Annotated in this window: 19 protein-coding genes; 9 read left to right on the plus strand and 10 right to left on the minus strand. The window is 69.5% G+C overall.

What is annotated here, in order from left to right; all coding sequences use genetic code 11:
- Positions 1–12 precede the first annotated feature (12 nt).
- From phbB to AC1DNF_RS22835, 3 genes are all read right to left on the minus strand, one after another.
- Positions 13–735 carry an acetoacetyl-CoA reductase gene (phbB, locus tag AC1DNF_RS22825; RefSeq protein ID WP_478150915.1) on the minus strand — a complete coding sequence of 241 codons (723 nt, stop codon included), beginning with the start codon at positions 733–735 and terminating at the stop codon, positions 13–15.
- Positions 735–1388: a BON domain-containing protein gene (locus AC1DNF_RS22830; protein WP_478150916.1), complete on the minus strand. Its 654-nt coding sequence runs from the start codon at positions 1386–1388 to the stop codon at positions 735–737. The genes phbB and AC1DNF_RS22830 overlap by 1 nt, the downstream gene beginning before the upstream one ends.
- A 99-nt stretch (positions 1389–1487) precedes the next feature.
- On the minus strand, positions 1488–3209 hold the full coding sequence (locus AC1DNF_RS22835; protein ID WP_478150967.1) for a PHA/PHB synthase family protein: 1722 nt from the start codon (positions 3207–3209) through the stop codon (positions 1488–1490).
- Between the two features lie 181 nt (positions 3210–3390).
- Here AC1DNF_RS22835 and AC1DNF_RS22840 point away from each other — a divergent pair, with 181 nt between their 5' ends.
- The gene (locus tag AC1DNF_RS22840; RefSeq protein ID WP_478150917.1) at positions 3391–4248 is read left to right on the plus strand and encodes a universal stress protein; all 858 of its coding nucleotides are present in this window, start codon (positions 3391–3393) and stop codon (positions 4246–4248) included.
- Between the two features lie 15 nt (positions 4249–4263).
- Complete coding sequence (locus AC1DNF_RS22845; RefSeq protein WP_478150918.1) at positions 4264–4848, plus strand: NAD(P)H-dependent oxidoreductase; 585 nt, start codon at positions 4264–4266, stop codon at positions 4846–4848.
- Positions 4849–4863: 15 nt separating this feature from the next.
- Here AC1DNF_RS22845 and AC1DNF_RS22850 read toward each other — a convergent pair whose 3' ends face one another.
- The 4 genes from AC1DNF_RS22850 to AC1DNF_RS22865 form a co-directional block, all read right to left on the minus strand.
- Positions 4864–6435 (minus strand): trypsin-like peptidase domain-containing protein, encoded by a 1572-nt coding sequence (locus AC1DNF_RS22850; protein WP_478150919.1) that lies wholly within the window; start codon positions 6433–6435, stop codon positions 4864–4866.
- A 46-nt stretch (positions 6436–6481) separates the two neighbouring features.
- Positions 6482–7012 carry a flavodoxin family protein gene (locus AC1DNF_RS22855; RefSeq protein ID WP_478150920.1) on the minus strand — a complete coding sequence of 177 codons (531 nt, stop codon included), beginning with the start codon at positions 7010–7012 and terminating at the stop codon, positions 6482–6484.
- A gap of 68 nt (positions 7013–7080) precedes the next feature.
- A complete protein-coding gene (locus AC1DNF_RS22860; RefSeq protein WP_478150921.1) occupies positions 7081–7914 on the minus strand; it encodes a L,D-transpeptidase family protein in 834 nt (277 codons plus the stop codon).
- Complete coding sequence (locus AC1DNF_RS22865) at positions 7911–8513, minus strand: hypothetical protein (RefSeq protein WP_478150922.1); 603 nt, start codon at positions 8511–8513, stop codon at positions 7911–7913. The genes AC1DNF_RS22860 and AC1DNF_RS22865 overlap by 4 nt, the downstream gene beginning before the upstream one ends.
- A 201-nt stretch (positions 8514–8714) precedes the next feature.
- On the opposite strand from AC1DNF_RS22865, the gene AC1DNF_RS22870 reads away from it, so the two are divergent.
- The 6 genes from AC1DNF_RS22870 to AC1DNF_RS22895 all read left to right on the plus strand — a co-directional run bounded on the left by AC1DNF_RS22870 (position 8715) and on the right by AC1DNF_RS22895 (position 14553).
- The gene (locus tag AC1DNF_RS22870) at positions 8715–9227 is read left to right on the plus strand and encodes a universal stress protein (RefSeq protein ID WP_478150923.1); all 513 of its coding nucleotides are present in this window, start codon (positions 8715–8717) and stop codon (positions 9225–9227) included.
- A 100-nt stretch (positions 9228–9327) separates the two neighbouring features.
- A complete protein-coding gene (locus AC1DNF_RS22875; protein WP_478150924.1) occupies positions 9328–10548 on the plus strand; it encodes an efflux RND transporter periplasmic adaptor subunit in 1221 nt (406 codons plus the stop codon).
- Positions 10545–11783, plus strand: a complete 1239-nt coding sequence (locus tag AC1DNF_RS22880) for an ABC transporter permease (protein ID WP_478150925.1) — start codon at positions 10545–10547, stop codon at positions 11781–11783. Before AC1DNF_RS22875 ends, AC1DNF_RS22880 begins: the two co-directional genes overlap by 4 nt.
- Positions 11776–12462, plus strand: a complete 687-nt coding sequence (locus tag AC1DNF_RS22885) for an ABC transporter ATP-binding protein (protein ID WP_478150926.1) — start codon at positions 11776–11778, stop codon at positions 12460–12462. The genes AC1DNF_RS22880 and AC1DNF_RS22885 overlap by 8 nt, the downstream gene beginning before the upstream one ends.
- A 92-nt stretch (positions 12463–12554) precedes the next feature.
- Positions 12555–12959, plus strand: a complete 405-nt coding sequence (locus tag AC1DNF_RS22890) for a hypothetical protein (RefSeq protein ID WP_478150927.1) — start codon at positions 12555–12557, stop codon at positions 12957–12959.
- A gap of 16 nt (positions 12960–12975) precedes the next feature.
- Positions 12976–14553, plus strand: a complete 1578-nt coding sequence (locus AC1DNF_RS22895) for a bifunctional aminoglycoside phosphotransferase/ATP-binding protein (RefSeq protein WP_478150928.1) — start codon at positions 12976–12978, stop codon at positions 14551–14553.
- 21 nt (positions 14554–14574) lie between these two features.
- On the opposite strand, the gene mgtA is transcribed toward AC1DNF_RS22895, so the two are convergent.
- The 3 genes from mgtA to AC1DNF_RS22910 form a co-directional block, all read right to left on the minus strand.
- On the minus strand, positions 14575–17106 hold the full coding sequence (gene mgtA, locus AC1DNF_RS22900) for a magnesium-translocating P-type ATPase (protein WP_478150929.1): 2532 nt from the start codon (positions 17104–17106) through the stop codon (positions 14575–14577).
- Positions 17107–17132: 26 nt separating this feature from the next.
- The gene (locus tag AC1DNF_RS22905) at positions 17133–17342 is read right to left on the minus strand and encodes a hypothetical protein (RefSeq protein ID WP_478150930.1); all 210 of its coding nucleotides are present in this window, start codon (positions 17340–17342) and stop codon (positions 17133–17135) included.
- Positions 17343–17483: 141 nt separating this feature from the next.
- Entirely contained in the window at positions 17484–18020 is a 537-nt protein-coding gene (locus tag AC1DNF_RS22910) for a universal stress protein (protein WP_478150931.1), read from the minus strand.
- Positions 18021–18159: 139 nt separating this feature from the next.
- On the opposite strand from AC1DNF_RS22910, the gene AC1DNF_RS22915 reads away from it, so the two are divergent.
- On the plus strand, positions 18160–19563 hold the full coding sequence (locus AC1DNF_RS22915; protein WP_478150932.1) for a trypsin-like peptidase domain-containing protein: 1404 nt from the start codon (positions 18160–18162) through the stop codon (positions 19561–19563).
- Positions 19564–19566: the final 3 nt, after the last annotated feature.

Below are 19566 nucleotides of genomic sequence, written 5' to 3' on the forward strand. Positions count from 1 at the left end.
GGCGACCGGCCGTCAGGGCAGGTACTTGCCGCCGTTGACGGACAGCGTGATGCCGGTGATGAAGCCGGCGTCGTCGGCGGCCAGGAACACCACGCTGCGCGCGATCTCCGCCGGGGTCGCGAGGCGGCCCATCGGAATGGTCTTGAGTATTTGCGCCATGACATCGGCGGGCACCGCGCCGACCATGGCCGTGTCGGTGTAGCCGGGCGCGATCACGTTGGCGGTGATGTTGCGCGACGCGCCTTCCAGGGCGAGCGACTTCGTGAAGCCGATGAGACCCGCCTTGGTGGCGGCATAGTTGGTCTGGCCCATCTGGCCGGAAAGGCCGTTGACCGAGCCCATGTTGACGATGCGGCCGAAGCGCCGCTCCCGCATGCCCTCGATCACGGCGCGGCACATGTTGAAGCAGCCGCCCAGGTTGACGTCGAGCACCTCGCGCCACTGCTCGAAGCTCATCTTGTGCAGCATCGCGTCGCGCGTGATGCCGGCGTTGTTGATCAGCACCTCGACCGGGCCGAGCGCGGCTTCCACCCGGGCCACGCCTTCGCGGCAGGCCACCGGGTCGGCGACATTCCAGGCGAAGGTGGGAATGCCCGTGCGCGCGCCGAAGGCTTCGGCGGCCTGGGTGTTGCTTCCATAGTTGGAGGCGACGCGGTAGCCCGCGGCGAGCAGGGCTTCGGCCGTGGCCGCCCCGATGCCGGCGGTGCCGCCGGTGACCAATGCGACGCGCGTCATCAGGCTTCGACCAGCAGGTTGTTGATGACGCTGGCCACGCCCGGCGCCGACCATGCGGCGCCCTGGACGGCCTTGCGCTCGGCCCAGGAGCTGACCTTGCCGCGCAGCGTGACCTGGGTGCCGGCGACGGAAACCTCGACGTGGCGGGCCTCGCGATCGGCCTGGCGCTCGAGGGCTTCCTGGATCTTCTTCTCGACGTCGGCCGGCGTGACCCTGGGCTTGATGATGACGAGATTCGTGACGCCGGTGACGCCCAGCAGGTTGCGCACGGCGCCTTCCGCGGCGCGGCGCTGGAACTCCCACTCGACCTCGCCGCTGAGGGTGACCCAGCCCTTTTCCACCATCGGGTGGATCTTGTCGTCGGGCACGAGGACGTTCCACTCGATCGCGCGCTCCACCGCCATCGCGATGTCGGCATCGGTGCGCTCGTAGCCGGCCGCGAGCTTCACGTTCATCTCGATCGCGAGCGCCTTCACGCCCTTGACGCGCTGGGCGGCGCGCTCGATGGCGAATTTCTCCGCGTAGCTGGCGGGGTGGCCGGTCAACGTGACCACGCCATCCTTGACGATCACGCCGACGTCGGTGGCGGTCACCGCGGGATCGAAGCTCAGTTCGGCCACGACATCGCTTCTCAGTTGAGCATCGGATTTCATGTGCTGCCTTTCATGGAGGATTGAACGCATCGAACCACTGTAGGCAGGGCAGGGGCGGCGAGCGTTGCGCTGGATCAAGAGGCGACGACGCACCTGTCTTCAGCGCGTCATGACGTAGGTCCCCGGCGCGTCGCACAGCGGCGTGCGGGCCGGCGACGCGTCGCGCGCGCGGGGCGGCTTGCGGCGCGGGCCGGAATGCCGTGCCAGCCACTGCTGCAACGCGGGCCACCAGGACCCCTGGACAGGCTCGGCCCGCGCCAGGTAGGCCTCCGGCGGCACGTAGGCCGCATTGGCGGCGCGGCGCAGGATCTGGTAGTGGCGATGCGGGTGGCCGGGTTCGCTGACGATGCCCGCGTTGTGGCCGCCGTCGGTGAGGACGAAGGTGATTTCCGTGTCGCAGAGCAGGTTGATCTTGTAGACGGAGCGCCAGGGCGCGACATGGTCCGTCCGGGTGCCGACGGCGAAGATCGGCACGCCGATATCGCCCAGCGATACCGGGCGTCCGTCCACCAGGTAGCGCCCCTCGGCCAGCGCGTTCTCGAGGAACAGGCTGCGCAGGTAGCCCGCGTGCATGCGGTAGGGCATGCGCGTGCCGTCGGCGTTCCACGCCATGAGGTCCGTCATCGGCATGCGTTCCCCCATGAGGTAGTTGCGCACCAGGGGGGTCCAGATGAGATCGGTGGCGCGCATCAGGTTGAATGCGCCGGCCATCTGGCTCGAATCCAGATAGCCCTGGCGCGCCATCACGTCGTCCAGGAAGGAGAGCTGGCTCTCGTCGATGAAGAGGCTCAGCTCGCCCGGCTCGGTGAAGTCGGTCTGCGCGGCCAGCAGGGTCACCGTGGCGAGGCGTTCGTCGCGGTCGCGTGCCATGGCCGCGGCGCCGATGGCGAGCAGGGTGCCCCCCAGGCAATAGCCCAGCGCATGCACGCGCTGGCCGGGCACGATGGCCTGGATCGCATCGAGGCTGGCCATGAGGCCCTGCGCCAGGTAGTCGTTGATGCCGAAGTCCGCATCCTTGGCATCCGGGTTGCGCCACGAGATCGCGAACACGGTGTGGCCGTGGTCGACCAGGTAGCGGATCAGCGAGTTGTGCGGCGACAGGTCGAGGATGTAGTACTTCATGATCCAGGCGCTCATGATCAGGACCGGCTCGGGATGAACCGTGGCGGTCGTGGGCGTGTACTGGATCAGCTCCATCAGGTGGGTGCGCAGCACGACCTTGCCGGGCGTGATCGCGACATCGCGTCCCGGCAGGAAGTTCTCCACGCCTTCGGGCGGCTGGTGCTGGAGGGTGCGCTGCAGGTCCTGCGCCCAGTTCTGCGCGCCCTGCAGGAAATTCGTGCCGGCGGTCGCCGCGGCCTTCTGAAGCACCAGCGGATCGGTGGCGGCGAAGTTCGCCGGCGAGCACATGGCGTGCAGCTGCCGGGCCGCGAACTCCACCACCTGCTGGTGATGGCGGTCGACGCCGGGGACGCCCTCGGTCAGGTCGGCGATCCACTCCTCGCCGGCGCGGAAGACGTCGCGGTAGAAGCTGAACGGCCATGCGTCCCACGCGGGGTCCGCGAGCCGGCGGTCGCGCTCGCGAGGGTCGGGGGTGGGCGGCTTGTGCCCGGGCAGATGCTGAAGGGCGGGGCTGCTCATCTCGAGCGCGCGCAACCAGGGGCGGACCCCCAGCACCTGGGCGCTGCGGGTCGGCTGCGCGGCCAGGTGGATGGCCCAGTCGGCCCAGGCCAGCATCAGCGCGGCGGGGGAGATCCCGCGCGTGAGTTCGGCCAGGCTCGCGTGCAGCGTTCGGTCCAGTGCTTCGGCTTTTTCGTCCATGTCGATCCCGGTGGGGTAGTTCTTGCGTGCTTGCCCGCCGACTCGATCGTCGAAGGCGCCGGGCACTTGGGCTTGGAGTCTGACCGGAGGCATTCGTGCGGCATTGATCGGCGTCAAGGTGGCGCGACGCCCGCCGCTCGAAGATGCGCCTGTCGCACATTCATTCAGAGCGGGGAACGCCGTGAATCTCGGAACCATCCTGGTCCACCTGGACCACACGCCACGCTGCGTGGTCCGCATCGATCTCTCGGCCCGTCTGGCCATGGCCCATGGCAGCCACCTGGTGGGTCTCGTGCCGACAGGCCTGGTCAACGGCAGCATCCCCACGAACACGATTCCCACCGGAAGCACGGACCTGATCGCCACCGCGGCCGACTACCTGCGCGTGCGGGCCGAGGCCATCACGCATGTGTTCAAGGATGCGATCCGGGGCGCGGCTTCCCTGTCATGGTCGGTGCGCCTGGCCGACGGCGGAGCCGCCGAGGCAGTCATCCACCATGGCCGCGCCAGCGATCTGGTGGTGGTGGGCCAGGCGGACGGCGAGAAGATCGGGCATGACAACTCGGCCGCCAGCGCGACGCGCGACTTTCCGCAGCAGGTCGTGCTGCATACGGGCCGGCCCGTGCTCATCGTTCCGCGCATGGGCCGGTTCGAGGATGTCGGGCGCAGCGTGCTGGTCGCATGGGACGCGACGCGCGAGTCGGGCCTGGCCTTGCGCGAGGCCCTGCCCTTGCTGGACAAGGGCTCGCGCGTCACGCTTCTGTCCGTGCGCAAGCCCGATGACGGGCGCGACGATGCCTTCCTGCAGGCGCCCGAGATGGTCGACTGGCTGCGGCGCCACGGCGTGCACGCGATGCCGGAGCAGTGCCGCAGCACCGAGAGCGTGGTCGACACGCTTCTGACCTGCGCGGCCGGCATGGGCGCCGATCTGCTCGTGATGGGCGGCTACGGGCACCATCGCCTGCGGGAGCAGGTGCTGGGCGGCGCGACGCGGGAAATGCTCGCGACCATGACGGTTCCGGTGCTGATGGCGCATTAGGCGCGGGCCGGCGACATGGGCAAGCGCATCCTGATCATCCAGGGCCATCCCGATGGCGCGAGCGCGCATTTCTGCCACGCCCTGGCGCGGGCCTATGCCGAAGGAGCCGGGAGCGCCGGTCACAGCGTCGAGTCGGTCGACGTGGGATTGCTGGACTTCCCGCTCCTGCGCAGCAAGGCCGCGTGGGACAGCGGCGCGCCGCCGCCGGCGCTCGTGGGCGCGCAAGAGGCGCTGCGCAATGCCGATCACCTGGTGCTCTTCTTTCCGCTCTGGCTGGGCGAGATGCCCGCGCTGCTGAAGGGCTTCCTGGAGCAGGTGTTGCGGCCGGGCTTCATCCCGGTCAGTGGGTCCTCCGGCAAGTTCGGCAAGCCCCTGCATGGCCGCAGCGCGCGGATCGTGATGACCATGGGCATGCCGGCGCTCGTCTATCGCTGGTACTTCCGCGCGCACGGCCTCAAGGTGCTCAAGCGCAATATCCTGGGCTTTCTCGGCGCATCCCCGGTGCGCGACACCGTGATCGGCGCCATCGAGACGATCGGGCCCGAGGCTCGCGCCCGATGGATCGGGCGCCTGCGCGCGCTGGGGCGCGGCGCCGCCTGACCCACCCGCATTCAGTCAGTCGAGAGGCTTGCCGTGGCGCGCGGGCAGGCGGATCGGCACGTAGGCCACGCGCCGGTCGCGCATCACGAGCAGGGCGACCGTGCTGCCGGGCGTCGCGCGCGCGAGTGCCCGCGTGAAGTCGCTGACGTGTTCGAGGCCCGCATCGTCGTTGACGGCGACCACGAGGTCGCCCGGAATGATGCCTTCGCTGCGCGCCGCGCCGGTGGCGTCGCGCACCAGCAGGCCGCCGCCGATGCGAAGCTTCAGGCGCAGGGTCGGGGAGAGCTCGACCAGTTCGAGGCCCAGGGTGTCGCTGGCCCCGTCCGCCGCCTCGCGCGCCGCGGCCGGCCTCGCGGGCGCCTGCTCGCCGAGGCTGACCCACAGGATGCTCCGGGTGTCGCGGCGCCACACATCCATCCGGCTGCGGACATGGGCCGGACGCTCCGAGACGAGCTGCAGCAGCTGCGAGAAATGGGCGATCTTCTTGCCGTCGAACGCCATGACCACATCGCCGCGCGCCAGGCCGGCCGCCTGCGCCGGGCTGTCGGCGTCGACACGCACCACCAGCGCGCCGGCCGCTTCGGGCAGGCCGAAGGCGTCCGCCAGGGCGGGGGTTACCTCCTGGAAGTCCGCGCCCAGGTGCGAGCGGCGGACCGCGCCGTCCGTGCGCAGCTGGGCGACGACCTTCATCACCAGGTCGATCGGCACGGCGAAGGAAAGGCCCATGTAGCCGCCATTGCCGCTGTAGATCATCGAGTTGATTCCGACCACCTCGCCCCGGCTGTTGAACAGGGGGCTGCCGGAGCTGCCCGGATTGATCGCGACGTCGGTCTGGATGAAGGGGATTTCGCCGGCGCCGCCGATGAAGCGGTTCGTGGCGCTGACCACGCCCGTGGTGACGGTGCCGTGAAAGCCGAAGGGTGTTCCGATGGCGGCCACCCAGTCGCCCGGAGACAGCCGTGCCGAGTCTCCGATGACGGCGGTGGGAAGGCCGCTCGCCTGGATCTTGAGCAGGGCCACGTCGCTTCGCCGGTCGATGCCGATCACGCGGGCCGTGAAGCGGCGGCCGTCGTCCAGGCGAACCTGTGCCTCGTCGATATTGGAGACCACATGGGCGCTGGTGAGGATCAGCCCGTCGGCGCCGAGGATCACGCCGGAGGCGAGATCACGGATCTGGCTGATCTGGACGCTCGCCGGCAGGGGCCAGGCGAGCCGGTCGGCGAAGTCGTTCTCGGGCGCGAATTCCAGCTCGCCTTCCTGCGGGCTTTCGTCGCGCCCGATGCGCAGGGTGCTGATGTCGACCACGGAGGCGCGCCGGTTTGCGACGAGCGAGGAGAAGGCCACGTCGTGCGCCGCGACCGTATCGAGCAGGGGCGCGCTGGCCGGCAGGGGGTCCGTGGCGCATGCCGCCCCGAGGCTTGCGATGCCGATGGCGCAAAGAAGCCGGGCGATTCGCAAGAAGGGCATGGCGCGAGGAGACTGTCTGAGCATGTTCATGGGGCCGGCGCCGCGCGGGCCCTGCCGCGCCGCGTCGGCCACGGCTTCGTCGAAGAGGAAATGGCAGAACCGGGTCGTGTCTCCGTACATGGAGCTTCTGATGCGGAATTCAATGCGGGATCGGCCGCAACCGGCCTCATGCCGCCTGTGGCGACAGGATCGCCGGCCGCGCCACGATCTGCGCGTCTTTCGCGTTCTGCACGGCGGTGCCGAAGGCCTGCAGTCGCGCCGCGCAGCTGCCGTCGTTGACCTCGTTCATGGTGAACGCGGTGCTCAGGATGGGAGAGCGGCCCAGGATCTGGCCGATCTCGGCGACGGCGTTCGGCGCGCCCCGGCCGCCCATGACCGAGACGACCGCCACATCGGGCAGCTGGTCGTGCAGCTTCGCCACGAAGCTGCGCATCGGGCCGGCCAGGCGCATCATCCAGATCGGCGACACGAGCACCACGGCGTCGAAGTCCATCGGTCGCGGACCGTCGTAGCGAATGGCCGGGCGGCGCCTGAAGAAGGCGTCGAGCAGGCAGCGCCAGTTGCCCCATGCGCCGCCCGTGCGCGGCCGAGGCTCCGTGATCTCGGCCATGCTCCGGCCTTGCTGGATGCACATGAGTTGCGCCAGCCGACGGGAACTGCCGGTATATGAATACACCACCACAAGGATCTTGCCCATTGCCATCTCCGCTGCATTCCTGATCGGGACAATGTACGCAGCGGGCGGCGGCAGGCCCTTGCGCTGGATCAAGGACCGGGGGCGGCCTGGCCGGGCCGCGCCGCCGGCTGGGGCGCGGGAGACCAGTCGGGACGCTCGGAACGCAGGGTGTCGATGATGACGAGGTAGCGGCCCGCGCCCGCCACCGGCGTTCGTTCCGGCGGCAGAACCCACATCGACAGGCCGGCTTCCTCGGCCTGGAGGTAGTCCGCATCCAGCACGCTGAAGCCGTCGAGCAGGCGGTTCAGGCTCGCGGGGATGCGGATGCAGCCCTTCGATTGCACGGTGCCCAGCCGCGGCTCGAGAAAATCCGGGTCCGTCGCATGCATCTGCAGCCGCATCGTGCTGAATCCGCCACGGCCCCAGAGCCGCTGCGCCTGCTGCCACCCAAGATCGAAGACGCGCATGCCCTTGAGTCCGTAGCCGCGGATGCCGTTCTCGTTGAAGGTGCCTTCGGCGCGGAAGTCGGGGTTTTCGGTCGAAAGCGGGAACACGCCCAGCGGCGTCTCGAAGTACTCGAAGCCGCCGCCGCGCCCGGTGGAGACCGGCGATGCGCCGATGAGCAGGGGCGGCGCATCGGTGGCCATCCAGTAGATGAAGATGGCCTGGACCTTGGGACTGCGGTCGACCAGCGCGAGATACTGGGCGGCGTCCAGCGTGACTCCCGCATCCTTGAGCGCTGCGAGCGCGAGCGCGCCATAGTGCCGCGCCTCGTCGGGCGGAATCTCCAGGCGCCGGTCGACCTGGACGCGATAGGCGGCCGCGAGTTCGGCGGGACTCATCGCGGCGTGGCCGGCACCGCATAGCGACAGGCCAAGGACAAGGGCCGCGAGCAGATCGGCAGCGCGGCGGCCCAGGCTCATTTTCGTGCCGGTTCCGAGGCCGTCGCGGCGCGCTTGGCGGCTTCGAGCGTCCGGCTGGCGGCGTCCTTCGTCGCGTTGGCGGCGGTGCGCGTGGCTTCCGCCGCCGTCTTCAGCGCATCGCGCGTGGCCTGCGCCGCCTTCTCGGCGGCTTCTCCGCTCGATTCCAAGGCGCGCTTGACCGCTTCTTCGGACCTTTCGAACGCGCTCTTCGTGGCGGAGGCTGCCTTCTTGCTCTCTTCCTCGGCGGCCCGTGTGACATCGCGGGTTTCGTCGAGGGCCTTGGCGCTGGAAGCCGTCGCCTTTTCCTGCACGCGCCGTGCCGCGTCCGCGGCCTTCTTGGCCGCGCGGCGGATGGCCTCGGCCGCGGCCCTGGACACCTTGCCGGCCGTGGCTTCGCTCGTGTCGAGCGCGGCCTTGGCATGTTCCGCGGCCTTGCGCGCCGCGCTCTCCGCTTCACGGGCCGCCTTGCTCGCGGCGTCCCTGGTCTTCTGGGAAATGATCGGCGGCCGGCTCAGCTGGCCGGGTTGGGTGTCGTCGGCGGCGAAAGAGGCGGAGCCGATGACGATGGCCGCAAGGCCCAGCAGGATCTTCGATCTCATGGTTTCTTCTCCGGGTTACAGATAGGACAAGCATCGCGCCGGTGGGTTCCAGCGACCTTGCGCCAGCGCAAGGTCGCTGCGCGGCGCCTCGAGGCGGGTGAATTCAAGCGGGGCCCCGGCCGGGGTTGATGCGTGTCAAGGCGCATGGGGGCATCGGCACCGACACTGGGAGCCCGTCTTCCCGGACGCCAGAGGTCACCCATGTATCAACGCATCCTGGTCCCCATCGATGGCAGCCTGACTTCGCTGCGAGGCCTGGACGAAGCGCTTCGCCTGGCCGAGCTCACGGGTGCTTCGCTGTGCCTCGTCCACGTGGTGGACGAACTGAAGTACGTGACCGGCTTCGAGCCCTTCGCCGTCTACAGCTCGGATCTGCTCCCCCTGATGGAGCAGGCGGGCGAACAGATCCTCCAGCAGGGCAGGGAGCGCGCGGCGCGCGCCGGCATCCAGGCCGAGAGTGTGCTGTTCACTTCGCTCGCCGGACGCGTGTCGGAGATCGTCGCGGAGCAGGCCAAGGCCTGGGGCGCCGATCTGATCGTGATGGGATCGCATGGCCGCCACGGCGTCGGACGGATGCTGCTGGGCAGCGACGCGGAACTGCTCCTGCGCATCGCGCCGGTCCCCGTGTTGCTGGTGAGGGCCTCGGGGGCCGAGCAGGCGGCAAGCCCCCCGGGCACGCGTGAGGCGTCCTCGCATGTCCCCGTTGAAACTTGAGCCGCGGCCGTTGAATTTCGAGCCTCCCGGAGGGGTCGCGCCGGCGGCGCCATCGACCGGCGAGGCTCAACCGGCGCGGCCGAGGGTTCCGAGGGGCTCGGTGAAGCGCTATGCCACGGCGGCAGTGGCCGTGGCCTTGCTCGCGGGCGCGGCCGTCTGGCTCGGGCCGAGGGTGCTGCTGGGCCCGCAGGTGCCGGTTGCCGTCGTGTCCCGAAGCGATTTCGTCCAGTCGGTGGTGGCCAGCGGCCATGTGGAGGCGCCGCACCGGGTGAGCATCGGCTCCCAGATCGTGGGGATGGTCAGGCGCGTGCCCGTGATGGAAGGGCAGACGGTCGACGCGGGCCAGGTCCTCATCGAACTGGACGACGCGGAGTGGAAGGCCGCCGCCGCGCAGGCCGACGCGGCCGTGCTGCAGGCGCAGGCGCGTCTGAGGCAGCTTCGGGAAGTCCAGGCGCCGGTGGCCGAGCAGGCGGTGCGCCAGGCCCAGGTCAATGTCGACAATGCGCGCGCGCAACTGCGCCGCAGTACCGATCTCTTCAACCAGGGCTTCGTCGGCCAGGCGGCACTCGACGACCTGAGAAAAGCCGTCGACATGGGCGAGGCGCAATTGCGTTCGGCGCAAAGCCAGCTGGAGACCACGCGTCCGAACGGCAGCGATCACGCCGTCGCGACCACCGCGCTGGAACAGGCGCGCGCCGCTGCCGGGGTCGCGCGTTCGCGGCTGGCGTACGCCACCATCGCCGCGCCGGTGGCCGGCACGCTGATCGACCGCGAGGTCGAGCCCGGCGATGTGGTCCAGCCCGGCAAGGCGCTGATGGTGCTTTCGCCATCGGGCGACACGCAGCTGGTGGCCCAGATCGACGAGAAGAACCTGCAATTGCTCGCGGTCGGCCAGAAGGCGCAGGCATCGGCGGATGCCTATCCCGATCAGCGTTTCGCCGCCCGGCTGGTCTACATCAATCCGGGGGTGGACGTGCAGCGCGGGTCGATCGAGGTCAAGCTGGACGTGCCCAAGCCGCCGGCCTATCTGCGGCAGGACATGACGGTGTCGGTGGATATCCAGGTCGCATCCAGCACCCAGGCCTTGCTCGTGCCCACGGATGCGATCCACGACGCCGATCGTCCCCAGCCCTGGGTTCTGAAGGTCGAGGGCCGGCATGCGAAGCGCGAGCCCGTGCGGCTCGGCCTGCACTCCGGCGGTGTCAGCGAGGTGCTCGACGGGCTCCAGGCCGGCGACCGCGTGGTGCCGGCGCAGACGCCCGATGTCGTCGACGGCACGCGGCTGCGGGCGGTGGCGGCGAGCGAGCATCGATCCCCATGAGCCGCTGGGTGCCTTTCGAATGGATCGTGGCGCTGCGCTTCCTGCGCGAAGGACGCATGCAGAGCCTGTTCATCGTCGCCGGCATCGCGATCGGGGTGGCGGTGATCGTCTTCATGTCGGCGCTGCTGACGGGATTGCAGGCCAACTTCATCCGCCGGGTGCTCACGGCGCAGCCGCACATCCAGTTGCTGCCGCCCAAGGAGGCCGCGCGGGTCCTGGCCGACCTGCCCGGGGCCGGGCCGGGCGCGCGGGAGGATGCCATCGTCCAGCCATCGCTGCAGAGAATCAAGTCCATCGACCAATGGCAGGCCGTGGCGGCGCAGATCCAGGCGATGCCCGGCGTGGCGGTCGTCTCGCCGTCGGCAACGGGTTCCGCGCTGGCGCTGCGCGGCGATGCGAGCCGCGCCATCTCGCTGGTCGGGGTCGATCCGGATCTCTACTTCCGCGTCGTCGCCCTGCCGGAGAAGATCGTTCGCGGCAGCGCGCGCCTGACCAACACCGACATCCTGATCGGCATCGAACTGGCGTCCGACCTGGGGGTCTCGGTGGGCGACAAGCTGCGCGTCACCTCGGCCAATGGCAGCAGCAACACGCTGCGCGTGGCCGGTCTGCTCGACCTGGGCAGCAAGGGAGCGAACCAGCGCACGACCTATGTGGCCCTGCGCACGGCGCAGAGCTTGCTGGGCCTGGTCGGCGGCGTCTCCAACATCGACGTCACGGTGGACGACGTGTATGCGGCGGAGACGATCGCGCGGCGCATCACCGCCGCCACCGGCGTGGAGGCCGACAGCTGGATCGCGACGAACGCGCAGTTCTTCACCGCCGTGCAGGCGCAGAAGACTTCGAACACCACGATCCGGTTCTTCGTCGGTCTGTCGGTCGCCTTCGGCATCGCCAGCGTGCTGGTGGTGTCGGTGGTGCAGAAGTCGCGCGAGATCGGCATCCTGCGGGCGATGGGCATTTCGCGCGGACAGATCCTGCGGGTCTTCCTGCTGGAGGGCGGGCTGCTGGGGCTGCTCGGCTCGGTGGTCGGTTCGGCCATCGGGCTGGTGGCGCTCCTGCTGTGGCAGCGCTACGCGCGCAATCCCGACGGAACGCCGTTCTTTCCGCTGCCCATCGAGCCCGGTCTGTTCGGGGCGGCCTTGCTGCTGGCGACCCTGACGGGCCTGGGCGCGGCCCTCGCGCCGGCGATGCGCGCGGCGCGTCTCGATCCGGTGGTGGCGATCCGTGGATGAGCCGGTCGTCAGCATGCGGGCGGTGCACAAGGCCTTCAATGTGGGGCAGCCGATCGAGGTCGAGGTGCTGCATGGCATCGACCTCAGCCTGGCGCGCGGCGAGTTCTGCGCGGTCATGGGCCCATCGGGCTCCGGCAAGAGCACCTTGCTCAACATCGTCGGTCTGCTGGACCGGCCGACGAGCGGATCGCTGCGCATCTGCGGCGAGGAGACGACGGCGCTCGACGATCACGCGCTCACGCGGCTGCGGGGGCACAACATCGGCTTCGTCTTCCAGGACCACAATCTGCTGAGCGGGTTCACGGCGCTCGAGAACGTCATGATGCCGATGCTCGGCGACGCGGGCTTTCGCAACGCGGCCATGGAAAGACAGGCCGCGAGCCTGCTGGAACGCGTGGGGCTGGCGAAGTGGCGCGACAAGGTCGTCACCAGCCTGAGCGGCGGACAGAAGCAGCGGGTGGCGGTGGCGCGCTCGCTGGCGATGAATCCGCCGCTGCTGCTGGCCGACGAGCCGACCGGCAATCTCGACAGCAAGTCGGCCGACGCCGTGTTCGAACTGCTGCGCGCGACCGGGCGCGATCACCGCATGGCCGTCCTTTTCGTGACCCACAACCAGGTGCTGGCCGAGCGCTGCGACCGGCTGATCCGGGTTGTCGATGGCGTGCTGGCCGACGCCTGAGGGGCCGGCGTTGATCGGGATCAACGCCGGGGCGCAAGCTGCGCTTACGCTCCACCTGCGCCCGTTGCGCCATGTCACCCTGGAGTCCCCGCATGCCGACCAAGATCGTCGATTTATCCGCCCGGTCCGAGATCATCCGGGCCGAACCCATCTATCTCCATTTCTGGGAGTGCACGCCCTTCGAGTTCAAGGCGTACCTCGCACGTCCACGCGAGTTCCTGGAGTCGATGGGAATCAAGCTGCCGCTCGATTGCCACATCGAGACGACCATCGAGAACCACGACGGCATTGGCGGGCAGGGGCCGAGTTCCGAAGGCGAGAGCGACACGACCATCTGCAACCTGGGCGGCGGCACTTTCGCCAGGCAGGTCTACCGCGTGCTGAGCTACGCGCGCGACAAGACGGAGGAGGGACAAGCCAGGAAGGCCCTGCTGCACAAGACCGACCGCCAGCAGGTGAAGGAAAAGGGCAAGAAGTCGAAGAAGGCGGCGGCCTGAACGGAAGGGGCTCCGGATGGTGGAGTTGCAATCGTCTTCCGGCATCGTGGCGGATCGCACGCTGGTGACGGCGCTGCGCGCGCGTCTCGCGAGCGAGACCGGCCGGCCGGTTGCGCTGATCGAGACCCACATCTCGTGGGTGCTGCTGACCGAGGGCCATGCGTACAAGCTGAAGAAGCCGGTGCATCTGTCCTTCGTCGATTTCTCGACGCTGGCCTCGCGCAGGCATTTCTGCGAGGAAGAGCTGCGCCTGAACCGCCGGCTCGCGCCGGCCTTGTACCTCGGCGTGCTCGCGGTGTGCGGGACGCCGCTGGCGCCGCGTCTCTCGGCGGTGGCCGATGCCGAGGATGCCATCGACTATGCCGTCCAGATGCGCCGCTTTCCCGACCATGCGCTGCTCGAGGATCTCCTGGTCGAGCGGCGGCTGCAGCCCGGCCAGCTCGAAGCGTTCGCGCGGCGGCTCGCCCTGTTCCACCGCGACGCGGAGGTGGCATCGGCCCTGTCGGATTTCGGCGCGCCGCCGCAGGTGCTGCTGCCCGTGACCCGTGCCCTGGCCGGATTGCGGTCCCTCCGCGGTGCGGATGCACTCCAGGCGCTGGAGACCTGGGTCAACGAACAGGCCGACGGCCTGGGCATGGCCTGGCTCATGCGCCAGCGCGGGGGTGCGGTGCGCGAATGCCACGGCGATCTGCACCTGGGCAACGTGGCGCTGGTCGATGGGGAACTGCTGGCCTTCGACTGCATCGAGTTCGATCCGGCCCTGCGGTGGATCGACGTGATGAGCGAAGTGGCTTTTCTCTCGATGGACCTGAGGGCGCACGGGCAGGCCGACCTGGCCTTTCGCTTCCTCGACGCCTACCTGCAGCACAGCGGCGACTACGCCGGGGTGCCCGTGCTGCGCTTCTACGAGGTGTACCGGGCGCTGGTGCGGGCGCTGGTCCACGGACTGCGCGCGCAGTCCGGCGCAGACCCCTTGGCCACTCCCGCACCCGACTATCTGGCCTGTGCCCGACAGTTCACGACGAATGTCGATGTCCTGCCACGGCTCTTGATCACCCATGGCTTGTCCGGCTCGGGCAAGTCGACGGTCGCGACGGAACTGCTGGCCGCGGCGGGCGCGATTCGGGTCCGATCGGATGTGGAGCGCAAGCGGCTTTTCGGGCTGGGCGTGCTGGAACGCTCGGCCGACCAGGCGACGGACATCTACACGCAAGAGGCGACGCGCCGCACCTTCGATCGGCTGGCGGCGTGCGCGCGAACGGCGCTCCAGGCGGGCTACCCCGTGATCGTCGATGCCGCCTTCCTGCGCCGCGCCGAGCGCCGGGCCTTTCGCGCGCTCGCGGCCGGGCTGAGCGTGCCCTTCGCGATCCTCGATTGCCGCGCCGGCGAAGCGCTGTTGCGACACAGGGTGCGCGCGCGCGCCGCGGATGGAGGCGATGCCTCGGAGGCGGACCTGGCGGTCCTGGAGCGCCAGATCGCCACCCACGAGCCGCTGGACGACGACGAGCGCGCGCTCGCGCTGGAGGTTGCCACCGAGCAGCCGGTGGATGTCGCGGCGCTGTGCGCGCGCTGGCTTGCCGGGCGTCGCGGCTGAAGGCGCGCGACGCGGCGGCATCTATCGCCTCGCGTGCTCCCTGACATGGCGGAAGAAGACCCTCTTCACGCCTTCCACCAGCGCCAGATACGCCAGCAGCATGCCCGCCAGCCAGGCGAAGAAGATGGCGGGCGGCGCATCGAATCCCAGCACCGGACCCAGGCGCGAGAAGGGGAGCGCCAGGGCGACGAGGACGACCGCGAGCGAGGCCGCCGCCAGTGCGGGCGCAGGTCGGCTTGCCCACAGGCTGCCCCGCGTGCGGATGATGAAGATGACCAGTACCTGGCTCACCAGCGACTCGATGAACCAGCCGGTGCGAAACAGCGTCGGGTCGGCATTCAACACCCGCAGCAGGACGTAGAAGGTGAGGCCGTCGAAGAGCGAGCTGATGAGCCCGAAGCACAGCATGTACTTGCGGATGAAGGCCATGTCCAGCGCCCGCGGCTTGCGCAGATCGCCGGCATCGACGCGGTCGAGCGGGATCGCCGCCTCGGACAGGTCGTAGAGCACATTGTTCAGCAGGATCTGCGCCGGCAGCATGGGAAGGAAGGGCAGGAACAGCGACGCGCCCGCCAGGCTCAGCATGTTGCCGAAGTTGGAGCTGGTGCCCATCATGATGTACTTCATGACGTTGCCGAAGGTGCGCCGGCCCTCCAGCACACCCTCGTGCAACACGGCCAGGTCATGGTCCAGCATGATCATGTCGGCCACTTCGCGCGCCACGTCGACGGCGGAGTCCACGGTCAGGCCCACATCGGCCGAGTGCAGCGGCGGCGCATCGTTGATGCCATCGCCCAGGTAGCCGACGACATGGCCGCGCGCCTTGAGAGCCAGGATGATGCGGTTCTTCTGCGCCGGGTTGACGCGGCAGAAGAGCGTCGTGCCGTTGACGCGGGCGCGCAGCGCCGCGTCGTCCATGGCGGCGATCTCCCGCCCGGTGAGCGTGCCCTTGACCGGAATGCGAAGCAGCGCGCACAGGTGCTGGGTGACGAGCTCGCTGTCGCCGCTGACGATCTTGACAGCCACGCCGCTCCTGGCCAGCGCCGCCATGGCGGCGCCGGCGCCCGCCTTGGGCGGGTCGATGAAGGCGGCGAAGCCGGCGAAGACAAGATCGCTCTCGTCGCGCACGTCGGCGTGCGCGTGGGCGGCGGGCACCTCGCGCCAGGCCACGCCCAGCACACGCAGGCCCTCGCGCTCCAGCGCATGGCACCGGTCGCGCAGGCGTTCGCGCGCGGCTTCGTCCAGCGGCGCGCGCGCCTGGCCTTCGTTCTGTTCGCAGGTGCCGCACAAGCCGAGCACGTCGTCCGGCGCGCCTTTCACCACCAGCCAGCGCGCGGCGCCGTTGTCGACCAGCACCGAGACGCGGCGGCGCTCGAAATCGAAGGGCACTTCGTCGACCTTGGTCCATGCGCCGGGAGCGAGCGGGGCGGCGGCGAGGATGGCCTCGTCCAGGGGACTCTTGAGGCCGCTCTCGAAGACGCTGTTGAGGTGCGCGAGCATCAGCACGCGCTTGGCCTCGGCGCCGTCGGCGTCGACGCAGCGCTCGAGGCTGATCTTCGCCTCGGTCAGCGTGCCGGTCTTGTCCGTGCACAGGACGTCCATGGCACCGAGGTTCTGGATCGCGGACAGCCGCTTGACGATGACGCGACGCCGCGCCATGCGGATCGCGCCGCTCGACAGCGTCACCGAGATCACCATCGGCAGGAGTTCGGGCGTCAATCCGACGGCGAGGGCGACCGCGAACAGGAAGGAGTCCAGCAGGGGGCGGTGCAGCAGGACGTTGACAAGCATCACGAACAGGACCAGCAGCAGCGTCACCCTCATGATCATCAGACCGAAGCGGTGCGTGCCGATCTCGAAGGCAGTGGGCGGCGGCTCGGCCAGGACGCTGTGGGCGACTTCGCCGAGCGCCGTGCCTGGCCCTGTCGCGGCGACCCGCACGCGCGCGCTGCCGCTGATGACGGTGCTGCCCATGAAGACGGCGTTGGTCGCCTGGCGCAGTTCTGTGGCATCGGCCGCCACTTCGCCCGGTCGCTTCTCGACCGGATACGACTCGCCGGTCAGCAGGCCCTGGTTGACGAAGAAATCCCGAGCCTCCAGCACGCGGCCGTCCGCCGGCACACGGTTGCCGGCGGACAGCAGCACGATGTCGCCGCGCACCACCTCGGCGATCGGGATGTCCGTCGCCCGCCCGCCGCGCATCACGCTGGCACGCAAGGTGACGGAGGCGCGCAACTTGTCGGCGGCACGGCCGGCGCGGTGCTCCTGGACAAAATCCAGTGTCACGCTGAGCAGCACCATTGCCATGATGATCGCGACATTGGCGATGTCGCCGCTCAGGGCGGAGAAGGCGCTCGCCGCCAGCAGGATGAGGACGAGCGGATTGAGAAAGCGACGGGTGAACTGGACGAACAGCGATCGCGCCTGGCGTTGCTCGAAAGTGTTCGGACCGTCCTTCGCCAACGCCTCCCGCGCCTGCGCGTCGGTGAGTCCGGTGACGGCCGGGGTGTCGGCCGGCGTGCCGGCCCACCACGGGGGCGCCGGGCTATCCACCTCGCGCGCCCGCGACTTCGGCGGATTCAGTGAGATCCGCGGGGCCGCACATCCGGCCATTGGACTTCCATCCCCATGACCGCTCGCGCATACAGGTAGTTGTCGCGCGCCCGTTCGGAAAGAGCGTCCATGTCGACATGGCCGATCGCGTCGCATGGAAAGACGTAGCCGCGATGGGCGGCAGCGAGCGGGCGGAAGAGAAGTTCATAGCCAGTGGATGCCGGGGAAGCGATCATGACGGTCTCCTTTGTGCGCCCTGCTTCCTCAAGGACATTCGGAGGAACGGTGATGGCGCCCCTTCAATCTAGGCGCCCCGCGTGACCGCACAGTCAATGCATCGCATCGGCCGGAAACACTGTGTCAACCAGCCGTGTCTCTTATTCGAACGCGAGCGCGCCCGAGGGCAGGTGGACGTGAATCGGCTTGTCTGCCTTCTCTTCCTTCTCCGCCTTTTCTTCGGCCTTGACCTCCGGCGCGCGAATCAGCAGCACCGGCACGGGCGAGAAGCGCAGGATGTGCTCCGCGCTGCTGCCGAGGACCAGGCGTCCGACGCCACGGCGGCCGTGGGTGCCGAGGACGATGAGGTCCGCGGGCCACCGGCTGGCCTCGGCCGTGACCAGTTCGTGGACCGAGCCGTCGAAGCTGTCGTGCAGCACCGTCTCGACTTCGACGCCCGCCGCCTCGACGGTGGCCTTGGCTTCCGCCAGCAGCCGGGCACCGCTCTCGCGCAGCACCGTCAGCCAGTCGCCGGCATAGCCCGCGTAGGCATCCATGCCGAGGGCGAACGAGAGCTCGTCGATCACATGGAACAGCCGGAGCTTGCCGTGGGTCAGCTTGGCCAGGCGAATGGCCTCGTCCAGGCCGCGGTTGGAGGTCGAACTTCCATCGACGGGAACAAGAATCCGCTCGTACATGACACGCTCCTTCAGGTGCAGGTTGAAAAGCATCCAGTATGAAAAGGGAGGGGTCGCGGCGGCTTGACATGGCTCAAGCCAGCGCGACGGAGGCTCGGCCACCATCAGCGCTTTCAGGACTTGCAAGGAAGGCAAGCGCATGAAGATTCGACTGCCTGCCCGGCGCGCCTTGACCGGCCGCCTCGCCGTCCTGGCGTTGGCGGGGTGTGCGCTCGTTGCGGCGGCCGCGCCTTCATGGTCGGGCGAGCCGGGGTGCCTGAATCGGCCGGAATCCGGGAGGCGGGGCGTCGATTTCGTCACGGCGGTCGCGCGCCAGGCGCCGGCAGTTGTCGGGGTGTTGAGCATCGAGGCAGCCGGCGACGCGCGAAACGGCGAGGAAGCACCGACGCCAGACCCGTACAGGGCCGAGGCGGGCCGTTCGTCCGCCTCGGGCTTCGTCCTGAGCAGCGACGGGCTCGTCCTCAGCAGCGCGCATGCGGTGGCCGGGGCGCAGGAGATCGCGGTCGTTGTCCCAGACGGGCGGCGCTTTCCGGCCGAACTGGTCGGGCTCGACCGGCACACCGATGTTGCGCTGTTGAAGATCGCGGCATCGAACCTGCCCGTGGCCGCGATCGGCAGCAGCGCGCGGCTGTGCCCCGGTGAATGGGTGGCCGCGCTGGGCGCGCCCTTCGGCTTCGACAACAGCGTGACCGCCGGCGTGGTCAGCGCCAATCCGCGTTTTCTCCCGGATGGCGGCGGGGTGCCGCTGATCCAGACCGACGTGGCGCTCAATCCCGGCAATTCGGGCGGACCGCTGCTCGACGAGCGGGGCGAAGTCGTCGGGATGAACTCGATGATCTATTCGGCCGACGGCGGGTATTTCGGCGTTTCCTTCACGCTGCCGATCGACCTGGTCATGCGCATCGTTGCCGAACTCCGCTCGAACGGCCGCGTGACGCGGGGACAGATCGGGGCGCGGATTCAAGCGCTGACGCCGGAACTCGCTCCGGCCTTCGGCCTCGAGCGCGCGTCGGGGGCCTTGATCGTCCGGGTCGATCCGGCGGGGCCGGCCGCGCGCGCCGGGCTGCGCAGCGGCGACGTCGTGCTCTCGGCCGACGGCGCCGCCGCGATGCCCGCCCCCGAGATCCAGGAGCGCGTTTCCGCCGCGCGGCCCGGCAGCTCGATCGCGCTGCGGATCTGGCGCCGCAAGGTGCTGCTGACGGTGACGGTCGTGGTCGCCGAGAGCGTGCCCGACCTTCCTCCGCGCATCGTCGCGCCGGCAAGCATGCCCGAGCCGCGCCTGGGGCTCGGCCTGCTGGAGCGCTCGCCCGGGCAGGGGATCGGATCGATCACGCCGGGCCTGTATGTGCGGACGGTGTCCGGGCCGGCGGAGCGCGCGGGCATCCGCTTTGGCGACATGCTGCTGGCCGTCAACGACGTGGGCGTCGCCCGCATCGCGGACCTCGACGCGGCCCTTGCCTCCTTCGCGGATGCGCAGACGCTGGCCCTGCTCATCCGGCGGGGCGCGGCGACGCGTTTCGTCCCGGTGGAACGCGGGCATTGAGGA

Source organism: Variovorax sp. 01T432 (genome assembly GCF_056398605.1).